Genomic DNA, 22,478 nt, shown 5'->3' with positions numbered 1-22,478 from the left:
TGGGTTAGCTAACAATTAGTCACCCCTTCAAGTAACCACAAAAAGCATATTTGGCGGTTACTTGAAAGCACTTTTAGCTTTAAATTATCTGAATTGGTTTACGCTTCTAGCTTTTCGGTTCTAGGTGAAAACTCAAAAACGTCTGAATAGCAATTTAGCTCTTGTAAGCCTATAGAGTTTAGCTGGTCAATCGTGCCATAAACCATTTGTGTTGAGCCACACAAATAAGCATGTGTATCCTTAAGATCAGAATAATCTTGTTGTATCACTTCGTAGAGAAAGCCTGTTCTTCCTGTCCAACCCGACTGAGCCGACTCTAAAATCGTATTGAAATTTAGGTTTTTATGCGCAGTCGCCCAATCATGAAATTGCTCCAAAAGAAAAAAGTCATCGCTATGACGATTGGACCAGTAAATATTGATATTGGCTTCAGGGTTTCGATGCAAAAGCTCTTCAGTAATACATTTTATCTTGGATATACCAGAGCCTGCAGCGACAAATAAATGAGGCTGGTCAATATTGGTCTGTAAAAACGCATTTCCCATTGCGAGCATGATAGCAACTGGCTGATTATTTGCTTTGGCAGCAAACAAGCAGTCAACAACTTTACCTGAAAAATCACTGGTAACTTGGATGATTAGACACACTTTATTCGCTTTATCAGCATCTAAACGGCTGGAAATTGTGTATGAAAGCCACAATGGTTTGCCATCATGATTCACATCAAGTTTGAGCTTCAAATATTGCCCTGACTTATAGTCCAATACGCTTCCTTCAGGTGCTAAGAGCTCAATTTGAAAGGTATGTTTATTCAGTGACTCTATCTTGGTTACAAAAACGTCATGATGTGCAACAGGGGGCGTTTTAGCTTCATTTTTCATTTTCTAAACCTACATTTAATCGTATGGATTATTTAATTGGCGCTAGTTTAGATGAGTTTATAGATGAGAGATAATGATATATTATAAACAATCTATTAATTTTGCTCATAATTAAAAATGTTAGAACGTATCCACCTTCGTATCATTCATGCTGTCCATCAGCAAGGATCTCTTACTGCCGCAGCAAAAGAGCTCTGTGTAACACAATCGGCTTTAAGTCATACCATGCGTAAACTGGAAGACAATCTAGGGACTGCAGTCTGGGTACGTGACGGAAGAAGTTTAAGGCTAACACAAGCAGGCCATTATCTGCTTAATATCGCAAACCGTGCGCTTCCACTATTGAGCGGTGCTGAAGAAAGATTAAAACAAATCGCCATGGGCGAGCGCGGCACATTGCGGATCGGTATGGAATGTCACCCTTGCTATCAATGGCTATTAAAGGTGGTGTCGCCTTTTTTAGAAACCTGGCCGGGTGTTGACGTAGATGTTAAACAAAAATTTCAATTCGGTGGAGTAGGTGCTCTGTTAGATTACGAAATAGATCTGCTGGTAACACCTGATCCCTATTTTAAAAGTGGTCTGGTCTTTGAGCCAGTATTTGATTATGAGCAAGTGCTCGTTGTTCCAAAAGATCATGAATTAACAGCGCAAAAATTTGCTAAGGCTGAAGATCTTAGAAACCAAGTATTATTTACCTACCCAGTATCAAAAGATCGCCTTGATATTTACACGCAGTTCCTCAATCCAGATCAAGTGATCCCTAAACAACATAAAACCGTTGAAACCACCGACATCATGTTGCAAATGGTTGCATGTGGTCGAGGTGTTGCGGCATTACCACGCTGGCTGGCAGAGGAGTACAGCGTAAAATTACCATTATCAGCTGTGCGTTTAGGTAAAAATGGCATCGCGAAACAAATTTATTTAGGTACGCGCGAAGGGGATAGTAATATTGATTACCTCGGAGCTTTTATCAAAATGGCGCACAGTTACAAGCATCCGGTGGCTATAGACTCGGAGTAAATCAACAGCCATTAGCTCTTCCTAATGGCTATAACTACCTGTTATTACATTCTTGTTGCGAGCCATGTCGCGGTGAAATGACAAGTGTGATGTTGGCCTCAAAAATTGATTTCTCTATTCTTTTATCGAACTCTGATATCCATTTGCACAAACAATTAAAAGTCACGAAAAGATAAAAGCCCCCGGTTTGCCTGCATTAGAGAAATGAAAAATGGCCTAAACGCGGCGCTCGTTGTACTGCATATTCTACTGTGGGCGCAAAGCGCAGTCCTTCACGTATTTAAACAATTTTTCAGTGATAACACGCTGTTTCGAACTATTGCAAGCATACTTAAAAAGCCAACGGCTTTGCTCATAAAACAGCATCACTAAACATGGAATTAATTACCACCCCAGCTTATCACTCACTGTGATTAACAATTCCAGTACGTTTGTGTATTCTCTCCGTTAACATAATACTATGAGCAAAACTCATAGGTTCATAAAATTAAATCAATATTAATCATGGATTATTCATCATAGAATCGCTTCATTACTTTTGAGGCCAGATTTAATTTTTTAGCTAGGGACACCACAATATTATGAGCAGCGATTTCACCTATTCCATTAAGACCATTCGATTTGATGAGCACTATTCACCTTCGAACGATACGCGCCTTACTACAAACTTTGCTAATTTGGCTCGCGGTGAAGTACGTCAAGAAAACCTGCGTAAAGCAATTAACATGATCAATAACTGTTTTAATAGTCTGGCAAATTGGGATAACCCAAACAAAGACCGTTATTCAGTTGAAATTGATATTGTGCATGTGGACATTGATGTTGAGGGCAATGGCGAAACGTTTCCTACTATCGAAGTATTAAAAACATACATAGTTGACCACCATACGAACAGACGTATTGAAGGTATTGTGGGTAACAATTTCTCATCGTATGTACGCGACTACGATTTTAGCGTGCTACTACGTAAACACAATGAAGGGAAAGATCAGTTTTCTGTGCCAGATAACTATGGTGAATTGCACGGTAAAATGTTTCAAGATTTCATTAATTCAAGTGCTTACAAAGAAAACTTTAGTAAGCCGCCTGTCATTTGCTTAAGTGTATCTGACAATAAAACCTATCATCGTACAAGTAATACACATCCGATTTTGGGTGTTGAATATACGCCGAATGAATCATCACTGACTGAGCAGTATTTCAAAACAATGGGTATGGAAGTTCGTTACTTTATGCCTGAAAACAGTGTTGCTCCGTATGCATTCTTTTTCTTCGGTGATCTGTTAAACGATTACAGCACATTGGAGCTGATCAGTACGCTGAGCACCATGGAAACTTTCCAGAAGATTTATCGCCCAGAGATTTATAACGCTAACTCTACCGCTGGTGAAACTTATAAGCCAAGCCTGAAGAACTTAGACTGCTCTTTAACGCAAGTGGTTTATGACCGAGAAGAGCGCGCTCGCCTTGCGATTGAACAAGGCAAGTGGTGCGAAGATAATTTTATTCAGCGACACCAGTCAACACTGGAAAAGTGGGCCGCTAACTTTGTTCAGCCGTCATTCTGATTTTAAGGTATAGATGCATTAATTATGAAAAAACTATTCCCAACCTCTACCGCCGGAAGTTTGCCAAAACCGTCTTGGCTAGCACAACCTGAACAGCTTTGGTCACCTTGGAAATTAGAAGGCGAAGAACTGATAGCCGGTAAAAAAGACGCACTGAGAGTCACGTTACAAGAACAAGACAGTGCAGGTATTGAAATTGTGAGTGACGGCGAGCAAACCCGCCAGCATTTTGTCACTACGTTTATCGAAAACTTAAGCGGTGTTGATTTTGAAAATAAGAAAACGGTTAGAATTCGCGACCGCTATGACGCCAGTGTACCGGGGGTTATTGGCCCAGTAAGCCGCCAAAAACCGGTGTTTGTTGACGATGCAAAATTTTTACGCTCGCAAACACAGCAGCCAATCAAATGGGCGCTGCCTGGGCCGATGACTATGGTAGATACGCTATATGATGATTACTATCAAGATCGTAAAACCCTTGCTTTCGAATTTGCTAAAGCATTGAATGAAGAAGCAAAAGAGCTAGAAGCAGCTGGCGTTAATATCATTCAATTTGATGAACCTGCGTTCAATGTGTTCCTTGATGAAGTGAACGAGTGGGGTATAGAAGCTCTTGAAATCGCAACCCAAGGGCTTAAGTGCGAAACCGCTGTACACATTTGCTATGGCTACGGCATTAAAGCAAATACCGACTGGAAGAAAACATTGGGCAATGAGTGGCGTCACTATGAAAAAACCTTTCCAGCAATCCAGCGCTCTAACATCGACATTATTTCTTTAGAATGTCATAACGGTCGAGTGCCTCTAGAAGTACTGGAATTACTTAAAGGCAAGAAGGTGATGGTCGGTGCTATTGATGTAGCTACCAATGACATTGAAACGCCAGAGGAAGTCGCCGACACTATTCGCGAAGCACTTAAATATGTCGATGCCGACAAGCTCTACCCAAGTACAAACTGCGGTATGGCACCGTTATCACGAGAAGTAGCGAGAGGCAAATTGCAGGCTTTAGCAGCTGGGGCTGAAATAGTAAGAAAAGAGCTCTCTGCATAATTTCTTCGTTTGTTTTTCACATAACCAACAAATGGGTTTTCCGTTTGTTGGTTTTATTTATTTCATTTAAACGTTGTTGATTCACACTATGATAGAGTTTTTAAGCAATAATACTTCAACACTTGTCGCACTGATTGCAACTGGCGCATTTGCGGGCATTTTGGCTGGTTTGTTGGGGGTAGGCGGCGGTATTGTGATAGTGCCGGTGCTATTTTTTGTTTTTCAGAGCTTTGGCGTATCGCCTGAGTCGGCCATGGTCATCGCAACAGCGACCTCGTTAGCGACAATTATTCCAACCTCCATCAGCTCAATTCGCTCGCACAATCAAAAAGGTAATGTAGATTTTGACCTTTTAAAGCGCTGGGCTGTGTTTATATTTATTGGCGTTTTGGCAGGAAGTTGGCTGGTAACTCGCATCAACGGCACTTGGTTGACTGGGCTATTTGGTGTGATCGCTACTTTATCAGCCCTGAATATGATGTTTCGAACAGGCAAGTCAGCTTTATTTCAATCACTACCCGGTAAAGCCGGACAAGCAACAATGAGTACCTCAATCGGGTTTTTCAGCTCAATGGTGGGCATTGGAGGCGGTACTATTTCTGTTCCATTACTCACGCTTTATAACTACCCGGCTCACAAAGCTGTGGGTACAGCCGCTGCCATTGGGTTAATTATCTCTTTGCCAGGAGCCGCGACTATGCTCATTTTAGGTCAGTCACCTGCTGATGCTCCTGTCGGCACGTTCGGACTTGTGAACCTAGTTGCGTTCCTATGTATTGTGCCTTTAACCGTGTTATTTGCGCCAGTTGGCGCATCACTCGCAGCTAAATTAGACGCAACAAAGCTCAAGAAAGTATTTTCTATCGTATTGCTTATTACAGGCATGCGTATGCTAATACAATTATTTTTGTAGGGCGAATATACACAAACATTTTTGCGAGAGGTCAGCGGCTGTAAAGTCGCTGACCTATTTTTTAAGCCCCAAAATAGTCACCCAGCTTTTAAACAACAAAACCTTCAGTAATCACTGGAGCTGCTTAATTCCTCGTCAGTGAGACACCTGACTTAAAGCGGCCGGTAAGATCGTGATCTTTTATAGTAATCTCCTGATCCATAAGCACTGCTTTCAGTTTAGGCATCATTTGTGCAACTTCTTTTCAAATGAAGACATCGATTCAGTTCTAACTGAACACTTATATTAAATGTAACCTTATGAATTTAATTGGTAAATGTTCTTTCGATTGTGCTGTAAATACCACCAAACCTTGGAGTGCTACTTTATGAAATTATCTCTTTTTGCAATGTCCACGCTTTTTGCTTCGCAAATTGCAACAGCGGACAATTTAGTTACAAACGGCTCTTTCGAACAGGATGTCGTCAAATCAAAATGGAAATTGCTGAGTACAGTAACCGGGTGGCAACGTGAAGGGGCAAGGTTTGAAATTCAAACGTCACGCCTTGGTATCATTACCGCTCAAGATGGCAATCAATATATTGAGCTCGATTCGACTGCCAATCACAGTGTATTTCAAACTCTCGCTACAGAGGCTGGAAAAACATATGAAGTCTCATTCTCCTACTCACCGCGAGTTTCTGGGAACAATCAGACAAACAAAGTTGATGTTAAGTGGAATGGCACGACGGTTTTAAATTTAAACGCAGCGCAAAGAGGTTGGCAGTCTTTTACCTTGTCTTTAGAGGCGAATTCAAGTACTTCAGAGCTCCGTTTCACAGGAGCGGGCACTAACGATAGTTTAGGGGGCTTTATTGACGACGTTGTCGTAACAGAAAAACAGGCGTGCCACACGGGTATTTTTGGGATCAATAACTATGGCTCATTTGAGACGGGTTATGTCTATAAGTTCAATTTAGAGACAAAGACTTTTAGTGTCGTGGCAGGGGCTCAAAATACCGCGTCAAACATTGCTAGTCACAATGATAAGCTTTATTTTATGGAGCAGCTTGATTCTGGCAGCAAGGCTTCAAAACTTTGGTCAATAGATTTAGAAACCGGTGCTCAAGTTGCTGAGGCAGATGCGAAATCTTGGCCAATTTATCGTTCTGCGGTAACCGCGAGCGGGCAATCTTTACGCGCCACCAGTAAAACGTATATGTATGATTACAATCTACAAACTGGTGAAAAAACAGTGTTAGGCAAGATGCGTTATTCAGGTGATTCTTTCTCACACGGTGACATTGCTTATTCTGCTGATAACAACACACTTTATGTGCTAACTGGTAAATCCTTATATACAATCGATGAGAGTTCAATGGCGTTAACCTTGATTGGTCACCATGGTATTAACTGGGCGTCTGGTTTAGCAATTTCCGATGATGGTACATTGTATGTCTCAGGAAGAGTCTCAGGTGAAAACGCGAAAATTTATACCGTCGACCCGCAAACCGCAGTGTCTACCTATGTTATGGATGCACCAGAGCATATTAATGATTTAACTTTCGTAGATAACTACTGTAAGTAGACGATTTAGGATTTGTTTGGCCACGTCTATTAAATTGGGTTTGATTTTGTTTTCAAACCCATATAATTTTTTTCACACAAAGCTACTCTAGCGATTTTTAGCTGCTCTTCAGCAGCTAATTTTGATTCTTGTTAGTAGCAATCGCTTTTTAATACAGGTGCTTTAATTCAGTTGGCACTTTAGCTGTGATATTTGCAATACGCTCTGCTTTTGCGTCTATACCAACAAATGTGGTTGTGTCATTTCCTGGCACACATAAGGTGGTAGTAATAGGCCCAGTAGTTTGGTTTGCTTCGGTAAAGTTAACACGAGCAATGCTGGGTAACGTTGTGTTAAGCACGGCTAAATTGATACATCCCGCCATCATAGGGAATTTTACGCCATCTTGACTTGTACTAGCAGGGACTCGCGCAATCTCAAACCCTGCATTGTTAGCATTTTTAGTTGTTTGTAAGCTAGCTCTACCATAATTACTAATTTGAAGTGAAGAGCGGCCATATACGTTAAGCGTAGAGGTTGGCTTGTCATTATTTATATAGTAGAAGTGAACATTACTAGATGGAATTAAAACAGTAGAGCTGGTTTCTTTTGGATTGACATACATCCAATTAGAGATCTGCTGAATGGAGCCGTTAATCGAGGCTCTGCCCCAGTGAATATTCGATAGAGTCACAGCTCCATTCATATTTTCAATGGTACAAGAGTCTTGATGATATACAATAATGCATCGGCCACCATTAGTCTGGTATTGGTAGTCCAATAGAATGTCAAAAGAAAATGGATTCTGTCCCGCAATAGGCATAGGTACTGAATGCGTAGTGCCATCAGTCGTTGCTGCTAATTTAAACGTTATATCTTGCTTTGCATTTGCATTAATACTAAATACAGCGCTTGCTAAAGTTAAACTAATTAGGGCCTTTCTTATTTTCATCTTTTTATCCTTAAAGTATTTGAAACTTTAATAATTGAGCTAGAGAGGGAACAAAAAACAGTTGTGCACGGTTGCTCTCTCAAGTGTGTGGAAGAGCAAGAAACACATCCAGGTTCTCTTTTTTGGAAACAAGATATTATGTTTTACACATGTTTATTTCAAGTTAAAGTTTTGTGTTGTGGCTGAGTTGAAATAGTGGATAGACCTGTTGAATCATTGACTATCTAGTTGGCCTAGTCATTTTCTTATTCAATTTACTATTTCTGGAAATTCTCTAGCATAACTCTGCAAACGCGGAATTAGATTCAAAGGCGCCTACTTTCCTTAGCATCAGACGTGTTTAAGTAGAACTGTGTTAGAAATACAGCTGGATGTCATGTGTTAGTACCAAAGAGCAGGTTAGCAATTATTGGCACAGAAGGGCCTCTGAACTTTGTCAAGGTCAATACGAAGTGCTTGAAGAGAAACAGGGCTGCCTGGCAAAAATATTGGACTGTATTGTTGTGCGTCTGTTGGTGTCGAAATATCAAAACAGAAAATGCACCTATTAAAGGTGCTTGTCTTGACGGAGCTGACCAACCTTTTCAAGCGATGATACTGAGTTGAGCTTTTTCACAAGGCTTCAAGGTATTACAGTAAGATTGTGACCAATAGCTGTTCTGATTTAGTTACAGGGTGCAGGTAATAAATAATTAAACTTTTCTGGCAGCATATTTTAGCATAAAAAGCCAGCATTGCTGGCTTATAATGACTTCAAAGATAAATGGGAGTAGCTAAATACTTCCCCCTATCAAAGTATGGAACTCAATTGAAACCCACATAAACTCAATATAACTAATAACTAAGCCACTTATAAAAGTCAGCAACATTAATACAATTGATTTGCTTACTTTTTTATAGACATAGAAACTCATAACAATTGGTAGGGTGAATGTTAATAGTACTAAACTATTGTACCAACCTTGTTTCTGCTCTAATGCTAATACAAAGATAAGATCTAGAGTACATAAAAACAACAGATAAATTGATGCAATAATTACAAGTTTAATCAAATGTTTCAATAACTCACCATGCATTTTAATTGTTACCTTTATCTAGTATTTTTTGCAATAGTTCAAGCTGGTCATACCTTTTTATCACATCCGTAACAAAGTCTTGGCAATTATTTGTAAGAAAATTGTAACCATCATCAGCGTAATTTACCCTTACATCATTCACTGCGGCCCGAATTAAGTTTTCGTCGTAACTCTTGGATCCGCACTGATATTTACTTTTGTTTTTAGCGTCATCGAAGAAGCCACCTTTGGTATATCCCCAGTTTTCTCCACTTCCATCTTCAGAGAAGATATGCTCGTGAAATATACCTAAATCTAGGCCTGTTGCTCCACTGGTTTGAAAGTTTCCTGCAAATGAAAGAGGCCTTTTACATATTTGAGCAAGGCCAAATAGGTCTATTCTTGAGATTGGATTCCCTCCAACATAAGCATAAGTATTTATACCACCAGCTAAACCAATAGGATCAGATTGTGTATAGCGGCCAGTCTCTGGGTTGTAATAACGATTTATGTTGTAATACAAGCCACTCTCAGAGTCATAATATTGCCCAGGAAAGCCAAGGTGATAGCCGCCAATTTTGTCTTTCAATACAGTACGGCTAAATGCATAATTTTCTGCTCGCCATACGACATTTTTACTTTGGTCCGTGATTACTTCAGCACGACCTATGTGATCGTTGTAAACACTAAATAACTTGTTGTTATAAATATAACCTGCTACTCGACCGCTTACATAAATGTATTGCTTTTCGTTGCCTTCGGAGAGAAGTTTGGCAGATTCATTATAGATAAAGTGAGTACTTCTTCCCATTGCCTTTTTAGATACTCGTAAACCTAGTCCATTATACTTGTATTGTATATTGTCGTTAATTTTAACCAAACGGTTAAAAGAGTCATAAGTAAAGTTTCGATGACCATCGTTCTTAATGTTGCCATTAGCATCGTAGGTAATGCTATGGCTTCCTTCAGTACCTGATAGGCTTGTTAAACGGTTACTGTTTTTATCGTAACCTAGAGTTATATTTTTATGTCCATCTTGTGTAACAAATGGAAGAGTCACGCTTACTTCGCCATGGAGAACAAAAAAACCAGAGCGCTTCAGCCCTTTGGAGATCTCTGTTTTTCGGTTACCAACCAAATCGTAAGTATAGCTACTGCCACTTTGTGTAACTGGGTGACGAGAGGAAGTTAATCTGCCAGCTTTATCATAAGTATACTGGCGGGAGGCGTCTGAGTTAACGGTATTGATTGCTTCCTTAATATTGAATGCTCTATCGTACTTATAATCAAGATTTTGAATTCCGCCAGCGCGAATAGTTGAGATGTTCCCGGACTTACTTCTAGCAAAGTACTGCGGTATTCCATTAGAAAAATGTAATGCAGAAATAGCACCAGTAGAGTGGTGATCAACCTTATTGATCAAACTCTTAGTCACACCATTTATTTTAACATTCACTTTTTCTATGGTTTTGTCAGAGGCGTAAGTATAGCTTACCTGGTTTCCACCCGGGTAAGTTATAGTAGATAGTTGGCCTGAACTATTATACGTAGAAGAGGTAGTATAATTGACACCATCAATTAAATTAGTTTGGGTTGTTACATTACCAGCTCCATTTCGTAGCAATGTTATATTCCCTGATGGGCTTGATATTTTTTTTAATGTACCATTGTGGTATTCGAAGCTATGTTTCACGCCACCTGAAGTTATGTTACTTAAATCACCATGGGAGTTGTAGCCATATTCGATATATGTACCATCAGCACGTGTTAAATTATATACTCGTCCGCTGGTACTAACTGACATAGGGGTTTGCCCTGTGTCTGGGCTAATTAGCTTTTCAAGAGTATTGTTGTTGCTATACTGAAATGTTGTTCTATTGTTTTTGGGATCTTTTATTTCGGTTAGTTTACTTTTTGTGTATTCAATATCAATGATGCCGCCGTCAGAGATATTCTCTCGCCTTACTCTATCTAACTCATCGTATTGATATGAATTCGTGTAGCCTTCGCCATCAGTAGTGCTAAGCACGTTACCTAAGTTATCGTAGGTGTATTGCGCAACCAGTTGCCCACCAGCTGACTCTGTTAGCTTCCTGCCTAACTCATCGTAGGTTGCGCCACTCTCAGTTTGAATTTGAGTCGGTTTGTTCAGAGGGTATGAGCTTAACTTGATCAAATTTCCCATTTTGTCATAGTCATACTGTGAACTCGTTTGGCTTGTGAGGTTGTCGACTCGTACAAGCCTGAATGCTCTGTCATATACGTAATCTAATACTAGGCCGCTAGAATGGGTTTCTTTTTCGAGCTTTTGCTTGATGTTGTATTCATATGTAATTGTACTGCTTTTACCTCCATCATTGGTAGTCAGAGACTTAACCTCACCACGAGGATGATAGGTAAAAGATTTAATTAAACCAGAAGGGTAGGTAATTTTACCCACACGACCTAATGCGTCATATTTTTCGAATTTTGTTGTGAGGCCTTTCTCAACTAGCTTAGTAAGGTTTCCTTGGCTGTTAAAGTGTTGAGAATTAGGAGAGTGCGGTAAATCACTGCTTTTCATAACGATTGAAGCAGGCTCTTTGTTATTGTGATATGTATAAGTTGTCGTAATCGATCTGAGGATATCACCATTTAGGTTGAGATGAGCTCTGTAAACTATATCGCCAAGGTCATTATAATTTAATTCAAGTTTAAAGTCTGGACCTGTTTCGGTTAATACCTGGTTTTTGTCGTTCCATGTATACCTAAATACTGACTCTTCAGCCGACCCTTTTGCAACGGTTTTGGTTATTACGTTGCCATCTTCGTCATAGTCAAAATCTGTAATGTGGCCCTCTTCATTAGTAATGGTGTCAATATATCCCTCACTCGTATATGTTTTATGTAGAGACATGCCATTACAGTTTTCTGACGGTAAGCTACGCTTCTCGATTTCAAGGCCTGTTTCATATAAATAATCGACTTGATGGCCTAATGGGTTAGTTACTTTGATGCCTTCCATATGGTAGTCAAAAGTATATTTATCTATATCACCATAGTGTCGGCTTGAAGTTGCTTTCCCATCCTTATATTCAAACCAAGAATACTGTTCGCCGTTGTAATGTACACCGTTTAGTTGATCGAAAGAGTACTGTTTATATGACTTGCTAGATTTATCGTATGTATACTCAGTAATATTGTTATCTGGATAAATTACTTTTTTTAGTGAGAAGGAGCCAACATCTGTATTGTCGAATAAATACTGATACTTATACTCTTGGCCAAGCTCATCAACAAACTTAGTAACTCGACCATTCGCTTTATATACCGTAATTGATGAACCGTTGGAATGAGTGATTTTCAATTGACCGGGTAACCAACTTTGGCTGTTAGGTGTCCAAGTGTATGAATGAGTAATACCACCTTTAAATGTTATTTTAACCAATTGGCCCAGGGAGTTATATTGTTCTGTTTCGCCAGAAGGGGAAGTATATACAATACGCCCATCCAAAAATTTCTGTAGCTTAGAACCGGCCAATCTAACTTGATTAGTTTTGGTGAAATTATACCCATCAGAGCTTTCGAACATGACTGTCGTTCCATCGTCAGCTTGACGCTCAATGATATGTTTCTTTATATGTTTGTTGTAGTAAATTTCTAAGCTTTTGTTTAGGTTCGAGCTCCAGTTTCTTCCAAAAGGTTTTTGATACCGTACATGCGAAAGTTTATCACTCTGATAGGTACGAATAATAGAGAGAGGGTGTTTTCCGCGACCAACAAAATCTGTAAACTTTTCGACTTTTTCACCATCTTGGTAACGTATTGGATTACCGATTTCTCCTTTACAAGTAACTTTTTCGAAAACGGCTCGACCGTGCGTTCCCTCAGAATCACCTGAGTCTGGGTCATAAAAAAACTGATTTCTTTGTAATCGGGCTATTTGCTCAAGCATTGCTTCCTGATTCCGTTTGTACCTTTTGTAGTTGTCGTCCAAACGATAATCAGGTATGGGATCGGCATTAATCTCTAAACAAGTTGATCTCAGGGGATCACAATGAGGTGTTTCTGGCCTTTGGTCTTGTTCCGGTATTGGATCTGGATCTGGGTCTGGTACGGGCTCACAGCCTGGCTGATCTGGGCCCGTGCATTCATCATTAGCAGCTGCCGCATTTAAACCCCAACCCCATTCAGTGGAGTGCAGCTCCACTCCAGCTTCATCATCAATAAAACTGTCTGTGGTGATATTTACATTTGAGATATAGAGCGTAACCATCAAGGCCACTTTGGTCTTCTTATACTTCATGACTTTTCCTTTAAGTCTTATCTTTGTAAAAACTGATTATCTATTTGAGCCCAAGCTGACATTATCTTTGGGCATTCTAGAACAACAGCGCCTTTGGGATTGCGCATTGCTCGTGGGACAAGAATTTTTCTTTTTACTAATTCATCAATAGCTTTATCTAGATCAATTTCAGATAGCTTTAAATGTGAGGCGAGCTTGGGTGGATAAACAATAGGGTGCAACCAAAGGTGCTCAATCAGCAGAACGCAGTTCTTGGCATCTGGAGACAGTGTAAATTGAGTGGTTAAGGACTTGTGTGTCTCCAAAATAACCTGAGTGCTTAATTGTGCAACTTGTTTGCCAAAATACTGAGCTTGGTCCCAATATGTGCTGTCGATATACTCTTTGCTTGTCAGTGTATACGCGTCCAATGCCGCAATATAATCTTCTTTATTCGCGTTCAATCGATACAAAAAGCTTATATATGCAGAAGGATCATTTATTAACATTGCACAAACCATAGCTCTGGCTGTGCGGCCATTTGCGTCTGAAAATGGGTGAATTTTGATCAGTTGTGTGTAAAAACAAATAGCTTGTTGAATACTAATCACGGGGAATTCTGCAATATCAATTTGCATTTGGGTTAGCAGGGATTGTAACTTGTCAGCTGAAGGGGGCTTAAATTCAAGCTCTTGGCTTGGGGTGGCTATTTTTACGCCTGAAGTTCTTATAGATGTTTTGCGGTTTAAAAAAATTGAGTTTACTTGAGATAAAGTACTAATATTTATCCCGGAGCTGTTAAATATTTCAACAGCTTTCATAAACCTCAAATTTAATTCCGTTTGTACTTGGCTTCCTGGGTGAATAAAGCCTACACCGCAGTTAGTCAACGCTAATTGTTTTCGAGTAATATTACGTGTTTCTCTCAGACTAGAGCCACCTGCAAGATAGCGGGAAATTAAATTAATGATTATTGAATTTACTATTTTATTATTCATACAATTTCATTTTTGTTGCATATTCTAACATAAATGACGTTTTATATAAGTCTGTTTTAAAGATTGTTTTTTCATCACCCACAAGGGGAGTACTTTTAATTTATTCGGGTTGTATTATTTTTTTGTGTTTAAAAACAAGTGTTTAGTGTATTTTTGTGCATTTGGTAAAACTTAAATTCGATGAGTAATATCGTATTCTAAATCACCTAATTTATTAATTTATTCATTTGTCTGCAATAGTTTGAGTGTTATTGTTCGGCTGTTTGGTGAGATGGACGTCGCTAAGTGTATTAATTTGTCTACAGGTTCTGTTTGCGGCTATGAAGTTGAAGAAACCGTGAATATATTCGTATGCTTTACTAAGTTTGTGGCGCATGAGAAGCGTAGTTAATTTGCTTGTTTATGTTTAGAATGAATATTCGCCGTTGGAGTTTAACTAGAGGTAGAAATTTGTATTGGTGCTACTTTATAAATGAATGAAAGCCCAACTAGTTGGGCTTTAAGTGCTCTTAAATATTATTGGCAAGCACTAATAAACTGCCATACTTGCCAGCGGCCTGAGTACTGAGCAGGATGTTGGTTGTTTGAATACCACTTGGCTTCATATAAGCGATTGTCTATGTGTACTTGATCGCCTTTGCGATAGACATCTTCGGCGCGCCAATTTGCAATGCCTCTGCATACGCCGTCGCCGGGGTTAGAGTTACCTAACCATTGATTGCCAATACCATAGTTCATAGCGCTGAGAATATCGCCATTGTCCTGAGCGTACTCCCACGCAAATATGCCGCCTAGATTGCTGTTTAACACATACTGAGCTTTTTTAATCACGCTGCTTGGGTGGTCAAACCCGACAAATGCGGCGTCATTTTCTCTCCAAGCGTAGTGGCAGTCGCAGTCTGCATCGTAACGGATAGTAAATCCATTGATCCCTTGACCATTTGGGCCGATAACTTCATCAACAATACGTCGATATGTGCCAACACCTTCTTCATCCCACGGTTGCACAGCTTTCGGAAATAGCCCTGCCGCTTGCCCACCAATAGGCGTACCAGAAGCACTTAGGCTAACACCATCAAAACCTCGGGCATATTTAGCGACACCCACAACCAGTTTGCTGGCGGGGACGCTCTTGTTAAGTAGGTTTTGCACACCTTGCATAACGCCATGGGATGCTGCCATGTTTGCGCTGTGTGCATCTAATGAAGTGTGGTGTCCAATATTGTTTCTTGACCAGCCACCAAAAAAGTCGTATGTCATCAAAAAGATATAATCAAGATAAGGTGCTGCGCGTTCATAATCAATATTTCTAACGTTATTAGCGTGTGTCCCAATCGCACTTGTAATTGAGTACTTTCTGCCAAGCTCTGCTTCTAGTACATCAAATGCAGCTCTTAAATCGTGCATCAGATCGGCATAGTGACCGCCTTCTTCTGGTGTGTTTGGCCACTCCCAATCAATATCAATGCCGTCAAAAGCGCGGTGCGTACGTAAGTAATTAACAACTGATTGAACAAATACTTGTCTTGCTTGTGGATCTTTAGCCATGGGGGGAAATGTGTCCGAGCCGCCCCAGCCACCGACCGAAGGAAGGATTTTTAGGTGTGGGTATTTTTGCTTTAGTTGCAAAAATTTAGGCGCAAACTGCTTGTCTATTGTGGTGTCGTCCTCGGCGAGGACATAATCGGGTTTATTGGCGCACACTGTGGCGTCATTGGGGAGCTCTCCTGGTCCACACGCCCGCAAAAAGGCGTATAAAATATGGGTTAAATTATCGCCTGGCACATCATCGATTGAATTGGGGTCGGACCAATTGGCAATGTAAGTGCCAACTACCTTATTGCTGGTTTGTTTAAACTGTTGGTGGGTGCCAGTAAACTCTTGATACTGTTCTTGCGCCCAAGAGGAATGGGTTGCAGACATCAACATAAGGCCAAACAAGCCCATGCTATTCAATTTATATACTTTCATAAGTATCCCTTTACATGTTTTGTCTTGGCAGGTGGCACTACCATAAACGCCATCTACCGAATAGTTACGGATCAATAACGCTGACATTAACTGCTCCTAGATCAGCTTTTTGAGGATATTTTATACAATTCGGTTTGCCAAGTTGGACTATGGTCGAATAATTTATTCAAAAAGGGGACGTAGGGGAGTTGGCTGCGATTAAAATTTTATTTTGAGGTAGCAAACTCGCCTCGCGTTTTTTGTATGGATAATTTCGATTTGATTGTAAGCATGTCATACCTTTAATGGGCAAACATGCCCACTTTAGAGCGTGTTCGCTAACAACTAGGCATCGAATGTCGACATAAAATTCGTTTACACCTCAAATGTTTAAGGGTATTAAATGGCTGAGGACATTTCCTAGACATAGCCCAGTGTAACCTTGCTGTATCTCATTATAGAAGGGGTTAACAATGCAGCTTGTTTCAGACAACATGTCCCATAAAAAAGACATTTTATTGAGTGTAATAGTACCTGTTTATAACGAAGAAGAGGTGCTGCCAATTTTTCATCATCGTCTGAACCAGGTATTGAGTGCGATACCTAACGAACGGTTTGAAATTATCTATGTCAATGACGGAAGTTCTGATGATAGTTGGAGTGTCATGCTGTCTCTCACGTCATTTTGCGCAGATGTCGAATGTCTTAATTTAAGCCGCAATTTTGGCAAAGAGGCGGCCATGACGGCTGGTATCGATCATTGCAAAGGCCAAACAGTTACCTTGCTTGATGCTGATCTTCAAGATCCACCGGAGCTCATTCCAAAGATGCTTGCTAAATGGCAACAAGGCTTTGACGTGGTAAATATGAAACGGACTGAGAGAGAAGGAGAAAGCAGGTTTAAAAAATACTCCGCTGATATTTATTATAAGTTGCTTGACCATTTAGCGGATGTACCAGTGCAAAGAAATGTGGGAGATTTTCGTTTAATTAGTCGCCGAGTGATAGAGAAAATTAAACAGCTCTCTGAAAAGAACAGATACATGAAGGGGATATTGTCGTGGCCAGGTTATAAACAAACTACGATTGAATTCTCGCGGCCTCGCAGAGAAGCAGGTACAACCAAGTGGTCATTTACTCAGCTTGTGGGGCTTGCGCTATCTGGGATCACTGCATTTAGTGTAAAGCCTTTGCGGCTATCAGTCTGGGCTGGCGTTTTAATTTCTGCGTCTGCATTTGTCTATGCGTTTTGGGTTTTCATTAAAACCGTATGGTTGGGAGAGGCCGTGCAAGGCTACCCATCATTGATGCTTGTTCAATTATTTTTAGGTGGTGTACAGCTCATCGCTATTGGCGTATGCGGTGAATATATCGGGCGTATTTTCACCGAAGTCAAAGGGCGGCCCAGTTATATTGTGATGGATGTTGAGAGCAAAGTTCAAGTCGTAAAGGGGCAGCAAAAGCATGCTTAAACCAAGTACCAAACACCTTGTCCATTCGGCAACAATCGTCAAAGTCATAAGTCTAGTATTGCTCTCACTATTTTTATTGCGGTTAGCTTCGCTAGGTATGTACCCTCTGTTTGATACCACAGAGGCGAGGTATGGTGAAATTGCGCGGATCATGTTGGAGACACGAAACTGGGTTACGCCGCAATTCGATTACAATGTGCCCTTTTGGGGTAAACCCCCGTTTCATACTTGGCTTAGCGCTGCTAGTTTTTCACTGTTTGGCGTTAGTGAGTTTTTTGCTCGGTTACCGCATTTGCTGGTGGGCATGTTAACAGCACTTGTGGTTTTTCGTTTTGTGGCTCTATTGGTTGATACACAAAAAGCGGTTGTATCGGTCTTTGTTTTGGCATCTACATTAGGCTTTATTTTGGCTATTGGCATGGTGATGACCGACAGCTCTTTGCTACTGGCCTACACATTGGCCATGACAAGTTTTTGGTTGAATTACCAAGGTTATCGTTCAAAACTACATGGTCACCTGTTTTTTACTGCATTGGCCTTAGGTATGTTAGTGAAAGGGCCGGTTGCTGTTGCGCTTGTGGTTATCGCTTTAATAATGTGGAGTGTGTGGGAAAAGCAATTTGTGAAAGCATTTTGTTCACTACCTTGGAAAACGGGTTTTCCCTTATTTTGGTTGCTCGTCGTTCCTTGGTATGCATGGGCGGAAATAAGAACCCCAGGGTTTCTTGAGTACTTTATTATAGGTGAGCATATTCAGCGTTTTTTAGTATCTGGATGGGCGGGAGACTTGTATGGTAGCGCGCACGATAGACCACGAGGCAGCATATGGATTTACTGGATACTGTGTGCATTTCCTTGGTCGTTTTTTGTCATAAAATCACTTTTGTCTAAAATGACAAAAAGCAGCTTCTCATCTGAACATGAGTCGCAGATTAAGCCTTATTTAGTCGCATGGATATTTGCGCCACTGGTGCTGTTTACTTTTGCAGGAAATATTCTTCCAATCTATGTTATGCCGGGGTTTGGAGCCATGGCTGTATTTGTGACCATCACAAATCAACTCTCCAAACGCTTGGTCTTAGCAGGGTGTTTAACACTCTGTATATTGAGTATAACAACTGTATTGTTGATATCTGGAAAAGTAACTTTGCCAACACAGCAAAAGTTGCTAGTTGCAAACGCCACATCAATTCAAGAGGGAGAGTTATATTATTGGTACAAGCGGCCGTTTAGCGCACAATTTTACTCTCAAGGAAAAGCTAAGTTACTAAAAAATATTGAACTACTAGAGTCGAAGCTGGATGAACAAGCACCTTTCTTTTTGGTAATAAATACAGCCCAGCTTAACGGCGTAGCCAATATATTGAAAAATAACTGTAAGGTTGTTGAAGTCGTTAACAAACATATACTGTATCAATGTAATTAGGAGCCCGATGTGCAAGTACTCTTGGTAGAAGATTCCAAAAATATTGCAGAAGTGATTTTTGACTACTTTGAAGGCTCTGAGGTTGCATTAGATCATGCCGCAACAGGTATCTTGGGCTTGGAGTTAGCAAAGTCCAATCATTATGACTGCATTGTAATAGATTTAATGTTACCAGGTATGAATGGTTTAGATATTTGCAAATCACTCAGAGAATTAGGTATTAACACACCGGTTATCATGTTGACTGCAAGAGATACTGATGAGGATATGTTACAAGGGTTTCACCATGGTGCTGATGACTACCTCGTGAAACCTTTCAATATAGAATTGCTCGAAGCGAGAATTCTTAGCCTAACGCGCAGATATTCAGGAACAGGCTTTAAAACAGAGTTAGTACAAGGCTCGTTAAAACTGAATATTTCAACCCATCAAGTATGGCGAGACGGAGATGAAATTAAACTTTCTCCTATCAGCTTTAAAATCTTAAAACTATTAGTTGAACGCAGCCCTAATGTTGTCACCAGAGAAGAAATGGAGTTTCAGCTTTGGGGGGAGGACTTGCCAGAACAAGATGTGTTGCGAAAGCATATATACCAACTTCGTAAAAAAATAGACAATCCCTATAACAAAGATCTGATCGAAACTATCCCTAAAATAGGCTACAAGCTCAACAAATGAAACTCGATAATTCAACTTCTGGCATTTTGATCCGTACTTACTTGTTTGGCGCAATCCTACTTGTCATTTTTTATGCGGTGATCTTTTATTTTGGTACGTCTTTGACAGAAGATAATAATAGTATGAAGCGGCTCGCTATCGTTGGCGAACACTACATTATTAAGTACAAAGATGCGGAGCCTAAGTCAATTAAAATAAATCCTCTGTTAACTGTATATACGGATTATTCAGTTTTACCTGAGTCACTTCAAAAAAACATAACCAAGGATTGGTTTGGTAGTTCGACGTTTCATATTGAGCACTTGGATGTAGAGTTCAATGTGCTGGGCAAATTAATTCGCCATGGTGAAGGTCAGCGTGTTATGTATGCGGTTGAGGATATTGACGCAATAGAGTTAGAAGACGAAGAAGTCATTATTCTGACCGCAACTGTATTTGGCGGCGGTGTGGTATTGCTAATTTTGGCTTCGGCCTATGTTATTAACAGTGCGCGGCGAATTAGCAAACCTGTCACCGAACTTGCCAAAAAACTTAAAGATGATGAAGATTTTGAACCGATCAAAGTAGATGGCAAGCTGTCAGATGAAATGCTACAAATGGAGGAGGCGATGAATACATATCGCGCTAAGGTTGCACACGCATTTGATAGAGAAAAGTCATTCACCCGTTATGCCAGCCATGAACTTCGTACGCCAATGATGGTAATAAAAGGCAGTGCTAGCATACTGAATAAATCAACCGATGAAAAAGTACTTAAACAGGTTGGCTTGCTTCGTGAATCGATAGAAGAAATGGAGTCTTTAGTCCAAACCTTTCTGTTTCTAGCTCGTGATCAAGTAGAGTCTGATATGGTTTTGATAGACAACAAATTACTAGAAGGGATGAGTGATAAGTTCAATTCGCTGAAAGACAGCAATAATGTTGATCTTAATATTACGCTACTGGAACCATTTGAGCTAAATGCATGTCATCAATTGTTTTCTGCTGCACTTGGAAACTTAATTAAAAATGCGCTCAATTGTACCGTAGGTGGAACAGTGAATATCTTTGTTTCGAAAAGAGAAATTAAAGTGATTGATAATGGGGTTGGGTTGAGCTCAAAGCCTAGAAATGACGAGGGCTTTGGTGTTGGCTTAAAAATAGTGAATGACATCTGTAATAAATATCAATGGCAATTCTCCTTGACCAATAATGTCAACAAAGGGTGTACTGCGAGCGTTAAGTTTCGAGAAGCAAACAGCTGCTAAAAAGTTTAGGACATTTTATAGACGTCACCAATGATACTGTAACTTTCAGCAAATAGAGGTCAAATATTCTAGTAGGTTAGAAAGTGCAGTTTATTCGTTTTTGTTTAGTAGGTGGGGTCGTTTTTATCATAGACTTCGCTTTATTTAATTGGCTAGTTCAATATATTCAGAACCCTTATTTCGCTAGGTGGGTAAGCTTTTGTGTTGCAATTTATTGCAATTGGATAGGCAACACTTACTTTACGTTCATTGCTAAAAATCAAGCCGCCACGGATAGGCTTCATAAATTTTGCCAGTTTTTAATAATGAGCCATAGTACAGGTCTATTTAACCTAGCAGTATACTCTGCCGCTGTTTATTTTGGGTTATCGCTTAAACTTAGCTTTACTTTTGGTGTGACGGCATCACTACTTTTAAACTTTGTCTTTTCTAAGAGAATCATAGCGGGCCGGAAATTATAAAGTTAAAGTTGCAATGACATGTTAAAATCCAATTTATTTTAAGTAGGTTTAGCTGTTACATAATCTGGCAATTAAGGTCAGTAGGGTGTTTTTATCTACTTTGATATGTGGTGATATTGTGCTGAAAAAGGAAATAGTACAATGGCGGAATTTAAGTAATTTAAAAGCTGAGTCTTTTTAACAAGGCTCAGCTACAGAGGTAATAGACCTCTAGTTATTTGTGCAGACTAGATCGCTTAAATAATTGTAACAGCTCTTAATACACAGTATTGATTGTCTAGTTTAGGCACAGTCGCATCGGCATATACACGAATTTGGCGGTTATTAATAAATGCTAATTCAGCTAAACGAATTAAGTTTTGGTCGCTATCTCTTACCGCTACATGCTTGTTGTGGCAACCACCTGAAGTCCATACAAGTTCACCAGAAAAAGTTAATTGCGTCATTGATCTCCATGCTGGGAAAATACTTTCTTCCTTTGAATAACTACTGATTGACTCAATTAGTGAACCTTTTGCAGTGTATGTGTTATTGGCTGTCGCATTAGCAAATGTAGATGCGGTAGCAAGCAAAGCAACAAGTGAAAGAGCGCTTAGTTTTTTCATTGGGGTTATCCTTTATAAAAATGAATATGTTTATTATATTTAATATAATAAATGTGCCTTGATGTTTGGTTAGGTGGATTGTAGTTTAATATTTTGTTTGGTGTAACCACCTTTAATTATTGTTTTTATTTGTTGGATTTATTTTGTGTTTAATGAATTTGTTATTTAAATTCCACTTTCTTGTGTTTTTCAAATGTATGGTTATTTTAAATCTGGTCTTTACGTAAGTTGAAGGGATAATTACTTTAGCAAAGGGTATGCCCGATCTAATTGAGCCACAGCGGTTTGAAGCAAGCCTATGTAAATTTTAAAACACCGTTATATCCGGTTAAAAAGAAAGTGCTATTGAAAGGTTTAAGCATAGTTTCACTAATGGCTCCTGT

15 protein-coding genes are annotated in these 22,478 nt (G+C 39.8%); 9 read left to right on the top strand and 6 right to left on the bottom strand.

Annotated features, from left to right (window positions below):
* Positions 1 to 98 precede the first annotated feature (98 nt).
* The gene (locus MHN81_RS21165; protein ID WP_239426638.1) at positions 99 to 881 is read right to left on the bottom strand and encodes an FAD-binding oxidoreductase; all 783 of its coding nucleotides are present in this window, start codon (positions 879 to 881) and stop codon (positions 99 to 101) included.
* A gap of 117 nt (positions 882 to 998) precedes the next feature.
* On the opposite strand from MHN81_RS21165, the gene MHN81_RS21160 reads away from it, so the two are divergent.
* The 5 genes from MHN81_RS21160 to MHN81_RS21140 all read left to right on the top strand — a co-directional run bounded on the left by MHN81_RS21160 (position 999) and on the right by MHN81_RS21140 (position 7,008).
* Positions 999 to 1,907, top strand: a complete 909-nt coding sequence (locus MHN81_RS21160; RefSeq protein ID WP_023401899.1) for a LysR family transcriptional regulator — start codon at positions 999 to 1,001, stop codon at positions 1,905 to 1,907.
* 581 nt (positions 1,908 to 2,488) lie between these two features.
* A complete protein-coding gene (locus tag MHN81_RS21155; RefSeq protein WP_023401900.1) occupies positions 2,489 to 3,475 on the top strand; it encodes a DUF1852 domain-containing protein in 987 nt (328 codons plus the stop codon).
* A 24-nt stretch (positions 3,476 to 3,499) separates the two neighbouring features.
* The gene (locus MHN81_RS21150) at positions 3,500 to 4,528 is read left to right on the top strand and encodes a methionine synthase (protein WP_023401901.1); all 1,029 of its coding nucleotides are present in this window, start codon (positions 3,500 to 3,502) and stop codon (positions 4,526 to 4,528) included.
* Positions 4,529 to 4,619: 91 nt separating this feature from the next.
* Entirely contained in the window at positions 4,620 to 5,441 is an 822-nt protein-coding gene (locus MHN81_RS21145; protein ID WP_196764401.1) for a sulfite exporter TauE/SafE family protein, read from the top strand.
* Between the two features lie 367 nt (positions 5,442 to 5,808).
* Positions 5,809 to 7,008 carry a DUF642 domain-containing protein gene (locus tag MHN81_RS21140; RefSeq protein WP_239426637.1) on the top strand — a complete coding sequence of 400 codons (1,200 nt, stop codon included), beginning with the start codon at positions 5,809 to 5,811 and terminating at the stop codon, positions 7,006 to 7,008.
* A 148-nt stretch (positions 7,009 to 7,156) separates the two neighbouring features.
* Here the strand turns inward: MHN81_RS21140 and MHN81_RS21135 are convergent, their stop codons facing one another.
* The 4 genes from MHN81_RS21135 to MHN81_RS21120 form a co-directional block, all read right to left on the bottom strand.
* Positions 7,157 to 7,939, bottom strand: a complete 783-nt coding sequence (locus tag MHN81_RS21135) for a hypothetical protein (protein ID WP_023401904.1) — start codon at positions 7,937 to 7,939, stop codon at positions 7,157 to 7,159.
* Positions 7,940 to 9,016: 1,077 nt separating this feature from the next.
* Entirely contained in the window at positions 9,017 to 13,279 is a 4,263-nt protein-coding gene (locus MHN81_RS21130; protein WP_239426636.1) for an RHS repeat-associated core domain-containing protein, read from the bottom strand.
* A gap of 17 nt (positions 13,280 to 13,296) precedes the next feature.
* Positions 13,297 to 14,256: a Fic family protein gene (locus MHN81_RS21125; RefSeq protein ID WP_023401907.1), complete on the bottom strand. Its 960-nt coding sequence runs from the start codon at positions 14,254 to 14,256 to the stop codon at positions 13,297 to 13,299.
* Between the two features lie 516 nt (positions 14,257 to 14,772).
* Complete coding sequence (locus tag MHN81_RS21120; RefSeq protein WP_239426635.1) at positions 14,773 to 16,314, bottom strand: glycosyl hydrolase family 18 protein; 1,542 nt, start codon at positions 16,312 to 16,314, stop codon at positions 14,773 to 14,775.
* Positions 16,315 to 16,679: 365 nt separating this feature from the next.
* On the opposite strand from MHN81_RS21120, the gene MHN81_RS21115 reads away from it, so the two are divergent.
* The 4 genes from MHN81_RS21115 to MHN81_RS21100 are packed head-to-tail and all read left to right on the top strand — an operon-like array spanning position 16,680 to position 21,029.
* Positions 16,680 to 17,678: a glycosyltransferase family 2 protein gene (locus tag MHN81_RS21115; RefSeq protein ID WP_239426634.1), complete on the top strand. Its 999-nt coding sequence runs from the start codon at positions 16,680 to 16,682 to the stop codon at positions 17,676 to 17,678.
* Complete coding sequence (locus MHN81_RS21110) at positions 17,671 to 19,104, top strand: glycosyltransferase family 39 protein (RefSeq protein ID WP_239426633.1); 1,434 nt, start codon at positions 17,671 to 17,673, stop codon at positions 19,102 to 19,104. Before MHN81_RS21115 ends, MHN81_RS21110 begins: the two co-directional genes overlap by 8 nt.
* 9 nt (positions 19,105 to 19,113) lie before the next feature.
* A complete protein-coding gene (locus MHN81_RS21105) occupies positions 19,114 to 19,782 on the top strand; it encodes a response regulator transcription factor (RefSeq protein ID WP_239426632.1) in 669 nt (222 codons plus the stop codon).
* The gene (locus MHN81_RS21100) at positions 19,779 to 21,029 is read left to right on the top strand and encodes a HAMP domain-containing sensor histidine kinase (protein WP_239426631.1); all 1,251 of its coding nucleotides are present in this window, start codon (positions 19,779 to 19,781) and stop codon (positions 21,027 to 21,029) included. The genes MHN81_RS21105 and MHN81_RS21100 overlap by 4 nt, the downstream gene beginning before the upstream one ends.
* Positions 21,030 to 21,726: 697 nt before the next feature.
* On the opposite strand, the gene MHN81_RS21095 is transcribed toward MHN81_RS21100, so the two are convergent.
* Entirely contained in the window at positions 21,727 to 22,095 is a 369-nt protein-coding gene (locus tag MHN81_RS21095) for a hypothetical protein (protein ID WP_239426630.1), read from the bottom strand.
* Between the last annotated feature and the right edge of the window lie 383 nt (positions 22,096 to 22,478).

It is taken from the genome of Pseudoalteromonas sp. Of7M-16 (genome assembly GCF_022347805.1).
Lineage (GTDB): Bacteria > Pseudomonadota > Gammaproteobacteria > Enterobacterales > Alteromonadaceae > Pseudoalteromonas > Pseudoalteromonas luteoviolacea_F.
The sequence above is the reverse complement of the archived record's forward strand: the minus strand, read 5'-3'. Positions and strand labels throughout refer to the sequence as shown.